The 2129-nt window shown below is 30.1% G+C and carries 2 protein-coding genes; one reads left to right on the top strand and one right to left on the bottom strand.

Features of this window, described 5'->3' with window-relative positions; translation table 11 throughout:
• The coding region (locus G3997_RS06325) for an AbgT family transporter (RefSeq protein WP_296644591.1) at nt 1-1498 on the bottom strand (1498 nt) is incomplete at its 3' end.
• Nucleotides 1499-1851: 353 nt separating this feature from the next.
• Between G3997_RS06325 and G3997_RS06330 the strand changes: the two genes are divergently transcribed.
• A complete protein-coding gene (locus G3997_RS06330) occupies nt 1852-2064 on the top strand; it encodes a DUF378 domain-containing protein (RefSeq protein ID WP_296644593.1) in 213 nt (70 codons plus the stop codon).
• The last annotated feature ends 65 nt before the right edge of the window (nt 2065-2129 follow it).

Here is a 2129-nt window from a genome sequence, read left to right on the forward strand (position 1 = left end):
TCATTGAGTAAGGTAACATYATAGATGTTATTGTTCCTATACCAGCTTTCTTATCATAAACTTGAGTAAATACTATAATCATTGCAAAATAACTCATAAGTGGTGATATTAAGTTTGTTGAACTATCTGCTATTCTATATGCAGTTTGAACTACTGCAGGGTCTATATTTAACTTTAAGAACATTGGTATAAACACTGGTGCCATTATAGCCCATTTAGCTGAAGCTGACCCCATAAATAAATTTATAAATGCTGTTATTAATATAAATCCTATAAGAAGTGGTATTGTTCCAATATTTGCAGATTCTAATAGTGATGCACCACTAACTGCTATTATAGTTCCTAAGTTTGTATAGTTAAAGTAACTTATAAATTGAGCTGCAACGAATGCTAAACATAAATATGCTCCCATTGAACTCATTGCTTTACCCATATGAGCTGCTACTTCTTTTTCATTTTTAACAGTTCCAGCTATTTTTCCATATACTACAGATGGAACAAAGAATAATAGTGCAACTATTGGTATAAGTCCATTCATAAATGGTGAATGGTCTACTATTGAGTTTAAGAAACTATCTGCTTCTAAGTTTCTTAAGAATGAATTTGGCATTGCTATTAATACTACTAATCCAACTACCATTGCTAAGAATGTAAAGTTTGCAGCTGTCATAGCTTTCTTTTCTTTATCACTTATGTTTTGTAAATCAGAATCTCCAGTTATTTTTTCACCTTCATATTTACCTAGTCTTGGTTCTATAACTTTAGTAGTTAATATTGTACCAAGTATAGTTATTAAGAATGTTGATGCAAACATGAAGAAATAGTTTGCAGTTGGAGTTACATTTACTGTTGGGTCTATTATATGTGCAGCTTCATTAGTTAAACCTGCAAGCATTGGATCTACAGTACCTATAAGTAAGTTTGCACTAAATCCTCCAGATACCCCAGCAAATGCTGCTGCTATACCTGCAAGTGGATGCTTTCCATAAGCCATAAATATTAATGCCCCAAGTGGTATAAGTATTACATAACCTGCATCAGATGCCATGTTTGACATTATACCTAAAAATACTACTGTTGGAACTATTAACTTAGCTGGAGTTATACTAACTACTTTTTTAAGTAATGTTCCTATGTACCCTGAACTTTCTGCTATTCCTATACCTAACATACCAACTAAAACAACTCCAAGTGGAGCAAATCCTGTAAAGTTAGATACAGCATTTTCTATCATATACTTAAAGCCTTCACCATTAAGAAGTGATACAGCCTTTATTGTCTGAACTTCCATTTCATTAGTAGTTCTATTTATTATTTCTGTTGTTACCTCTACACCCATTGCTGCAGTTATTGCAGATATTATCGCTACTGCAACACATAACATTGCAAATAGTGTAACTGGATGAGGAAGTTTATTTCCACCTATTTCTATCATATCTAGAAATCTTTGCATAAACGTCTTCTTTTGAGTTTTCTTTGCTACTGAACTGTTATTCATATCTATTTCCCCCTTTTTATATATACATACTTGCCATATAGATATTATATGTTAACAATTATTTCTATCACTAATGGTATATTATATTGTACAAATTGTCAAACAATTTCAAATTTATTTAATAATTAAATATTTGAACTCTCTCTTTTATATTTATGTAAATTTCATGCTACTCTAAACATATTACTCTCTTTTAGCACTTTCCTTTTATTATCTAAGTTTATTCATTATTTTTAAGTTTTTTTATAACTGTATATTTTTCATAAAATAAGAGAAAATATTAACTAAGCTATTAATTTATATAGGAGGTGAAGTGTTAAGGTAATCCTTTCGATTAATCTTAACATAATATTATGCAAATACTTTATGATATCGCTCTAGTATTGGTAGTTATAGGTGCAATCAACTGGGGTCTTGTCAGTTTATTTAAATTTGATTTAGTTGCAGCTATATTAGCTGGTGGAGGACATTTCGGAAATATAAGTGGCCTAAGCCGTATAGTTTATGGATTAGTTGGTTTATCTGGACTATATGTAATAATTGTATATTTAATGAATAGGTTTTAATAAAAGAGGATATCAATTGATATCCTTTTTTATTAAGTATATAACTATAGTAACCTCCTTATAAC

This window comes from Romboutsia sp. 13368 (genome assembly GCF_018336475.1).
Classification (GTDB): Bacteria; Bacillota; Clostridia; order Peptostreptococcales; family Peptostreptococcaceae; genus Romboutsia.

Bases quoted from the DNA above. Each gene is read 5' to 3' on its own strand.
- G3997_RS06330 (WP_296644593.1), top strand. From the start codon at position 1,852: ATGCAAATACTTTATGATATCGCTCTAGTATTGGTAGTTATAGGTGCA.